The following is a 3,690-nucleotide window of genomic DNA, read 5'->3' as shown; positions in this document are numbered from 1 at the left end:
CGGCAGCATCGGCCTCGAGCCGCGGGCTCGTCGCCTTGAGCTCGAACGGCGCCACGAGCGACGTCCAGCCGCCCGAGGCCACGCCGCGTCCGTCGAGGTCGAGCTCGGCCGACGTGTCCTGGTTCAGGAACGTGACGTCCTTGCCCGACAGGTCGCTCACGAGCTTCGGCGCGGCCTGGACAGGGACGCGCAGCTCGCTGCCCGACTCCGGCGTGAGGACCAGGCGACCCGTGAGCATGCCGACGAAGTCGCGCGGTACGCCCGAGGTGGTCTCGGCCGACGTCGGGTCGAGCTGCTTCGCGAGCGTCGCCGGGTCGGCCGTCAGGGTCAGCGTGACCGTCCGGGTCTGGCCGGCGGGGATCGTGAGGTTCGCGGGCGAGACCGTGACGGTCGCGCCCCCCGCGGTGCTCGACGTCGTGAACGCCGCCGCGTACTTCACGGCCTGCGAACCCGTGTTCTGCACGTTGACCGTGCGACGCTCCTTGACGGTCTTGTCCGCCACGGGCACGAGCCCGTACGACACCGAGACGAGCTCCTTGTCCTGCGCCGAGAACGCGAGGGTCGAGTTCTTCACCGCGTCGACCGCGTCCACGCGACCCGACCCGACCCGCTCGGGGCCGTACGCCGTGCCCGTGCCGCCCTGGCCCGTCCACACGTCGTGCGAGGCCGTGTTCATGACGGCCGTCTTGACCTGCTGCGCGCTCCAGCCCGGGTGGGCCTCCTTGACGAGCGCCGCGATGCCCGCGACGTGCGGGGTGGCCATGGACGTGCCCGACTTGATGCCGGGCTGCGTGAGACGACCCGAGGCCACGGACGAGATCCCCGTGCCCGGTGCGGCGACGTCGGGCTTCACGACGCCCAGCGAACCGTGCACCCCGCGCGACGACCCCGCGTTGAGCGTGTCCCCGATCGCGGGGATCTCGACGAACGACGAGTTCGCGAGCGACGGGCCGAGCGTCAGGACGACGCCGCCCGCCTCGATCGCCGGACGCAGCGCGTCGTGGCTCGGACCCGTGAGCTGTGCACCCGGGATGCCCGCGTTGCCCGCGATCCCGGCCGCGAAGACCTCGAGCTCGGACGACAGCAGGACGCCGACAGCGCCCGCGGCCTGCGCGTTGTTGAAGCGCGCCGCGCTCCCGCACGCCCGCGTGGCGTCGTTGTCGTCCCAGTACAGGAACGCGATCTTGCCCGCCGTGGCGGCGGCCTGGGCCGGGGTCAGGGGCGTGCACCCGCTGACCGTGGCGCCCAGGAACGCGACCTCGGCCGTCACGTCCGCCGAACCCGCGTAGCTCTGCGAGTTCTGCGCGGGGTAGGAGCCCGCGACGCCCGCAGGGGCCGTGACCTCGACGCCGTCGAACGTCTGGGTGTTGCCCACCGAGTTCGCGACCGTGAGAGAGGTGCGCGCGTTGCCGGGCGAGCCGCCGACGTCGGTCACGTCGCCCGCGTTGCCCGACGCGACGACCGCGAGCGTGCCCAGCCGCGAGAGCTGGTCGATGAACAGGTTCTCCGGGTCGTCGGCCGGGCTGTTGTCCGAGCCGAGGGACAGGTTGACGATGTCGAGACGGTCGGACAGGTCGCCGTCACCGTCCGGGTCGGCCGCGAACTCGAGCGCGTCGACCACGACGTTCGTCGAGCCGCCCAGGTCACCGAAGACCTTGAGCGCGTACAGGCCCGACTCGGGTGCCGAGCCCGGCCCGACCGTCCAGTCGGAGATGTCCGTGAGGGTCGTGTAGTCGCCGTCGAACGTCGTCCCGTCGGCCAGGACGCCGTAGCCGCCCGTCGTGCCGGCGACGTGCGAGCCGTGACCCGAGCCGATCGAGTCGAGCGAGTCGATCGGGTTCTCGTCCGGCGTCGGGATCAGCGACGTGCCCGGTACGGTGCCCGACGCGTCGTAGTCGTACCCCGCGAAGTCGTACCCGCCGAGGTACTTGGCGTCGTCGAACGTCCCCGCGGGGACGGGGCCCTGCCCCTTGACGCCGTACGCCTCGTCGTACGCGGCCTGCGTGCCCGGCCCGCCGAAGCCGGCGTGCGTGTAGTCGATGCCCGTGTCGATGATCCCGATCCGGACGCCCTGCCCCGTGTAGCCCGTGCTCTGCCAGGCCTCGAGAGCGCGAGTGAACGCGTCGGTGCCCTTGTTCGAGGGTGTCTTGGGGATGATGCGGTAGACCGTGACGACCTTGTCGTCGGCGGCCAGGGCCCGCACCTGCTCGGCGTCGCCCGTCACGACGACGCCGGGGACGAGCCTGCTCGTGACCGACACCTGCTGGGGCGCGCCCGCGGCGCGAGCACTGCGGGCGTTCGTCTGCGCGGGGACGACGGTGTCCGCGAGGCGCTCGACGACGGCCTGGTTGTCCTCGACCTGCGCCGGGCTCGCGCCCTGGTCAGCGAGGTCCGCACCGGACGGGGTGTCGAGCTGGACGAACGCGGTCACGGTCCCCGAGGAGTCGGCGAGCGAGGGGGCGACCTTGCCCGCCTCGCTCTCCGTGGGGGACAGCGAGCTCGCGGACTTCGACGTGAGGTCGGGGCCGGACGGGCCGGCGGGATCGGACGGTAAGGACGCGGCAGGCAGCGTCGATGCTGCGACCACCGCCAGTCCTGAGAGAGCAGCTAACAACGAACGGTGCTTCATCGACACTCATTTCCCCGGTACGGACCGGTGGCGTTGAAGGTGCGTGGTGGTTCCCCCGTGGTGGTCGCCGACGGCTGTGTGCAGACGACCGTGCCTGCACGCTATAGGTGAAGTCCGACGCCCGCGCGCTGCGCGAACGTCACCGAACCAGGACCGACCGGTCAGGGGCCCCGGACCGAGGCAGCCGGGACAAACCAGGACAGGACGTGCTCCGCCCCTTACGATCGGTCCGGGGGCGCGGAACACCGGGGTTTCGCAGACGGTCCTCACCCACGTGTCGACGTTGTCCGCGGGCAGCGGTCGACCCGGCCCACGCTGTGAAGGAGCACCACATGTCACGTCGTACGACCCGCATCGCAGCCGTCTCCGCGGCGATCCTCGTCGCCGGGGTGTTGAGTGCGACGCCCGCGCTCGCCGACGGCCCCGACCTCACCTCGAAGTCGTTCGGTGCTGAGGACGAGGTCTGCTCGGTCATCGCCCAGCCCACCCCCGCGGGCCAGGACGTCGCCTTCACGCCCGCGCCCACCGTCCAGTGCTTCGACACGTTCGGCGAGGCCATCGAGTCCGCCACGGGCGTGCCCGTGACCGACCCCGCCGTCGAGGCCGGAGAGCCCGCGGCCCTGCGTGCCTTCGCGCAGGACCAGGCCGCCCAGGCACAGTCCCGCTCGGCCGGTCCGGACGCGAGGGCCGCCGCGCCGGGTACGACCATGATGCTGGGTGTCGCGTACAAGGGTGCCAACCACACCGGGGGCAACAAGGTCTTCTGGAGCAACGGCGGCTACGGCTGCATGACGGGCAACACGTACGGGTTCCCCAAGCTGTCGCCCTACCTGATGAACAACAACATCAGCTCGTTGAACGCGTACGCCGAGTGCTGGGCGACCCTCTACGACCTCGAGAACTACGTCAAGGGCGCCTCGACGAACTGCGTCCCCTTCTGCGCGACGCTCGGGTCGATGAACGACCGCGCGTCCTCGATCGTCTTCCGTCCCGCAGGCAGCGGCATCGACTGACACCTGCTCCCGCTCGCGTCCGTCGGGCACGTCGTTCCTCGCACGACG

At 71.5% G+C, this 3,690-nt stretch carries 2 protein-coding genes; one reads left to right on the top strand and one right to left on the bottom strand.

Annotation, left to right across the window (positions count from 1 at the left end; translation table 11 throughout):
- Window positions 1–2,629: S8 family serine peptidase (locus ACFRCR_RS17665; RefSeq protein WP_377679378.1), on the bottom strand; the 2,629-nt coding region annotated here is incomplete at its 3' end.
- Between the two features lie 332 nt (window positions 2,630–2,961).
- On the opposite strand from ACFRCR_RS17665, the gene ACFRCR_RS17660 reads away from it, so the two are divergent.
- The gene (locus ACFRCR_RS17660) at window positions 2,962–3,642 is read left to right on the top strand and encodes a hypothetical protein (protein WP_377679376.1); all 681 of its coding nucleotides are present in this window, start codon (window positions 2,962–2,964) and stop codon (window positions 3,640–3,642) included.
- The last annotated feature ends 48 nt before the right edge of the window (window positions 3,643–3,690 follow it).

It is taken from the genome of Oerskovia sp. NPDC056781, assembly GCF_042789955.1.
Lineage (GTDB): Bacteria > Actinomycetota > Actinomycetes > Actinomycetales > Cellulomonadaceae > Oerskovia > Oerskovia rustica.
Note: the sequence above shows the minus strand (reverse complement) of the source record. Positions and strands in the feature narration are given on the sequence as shown.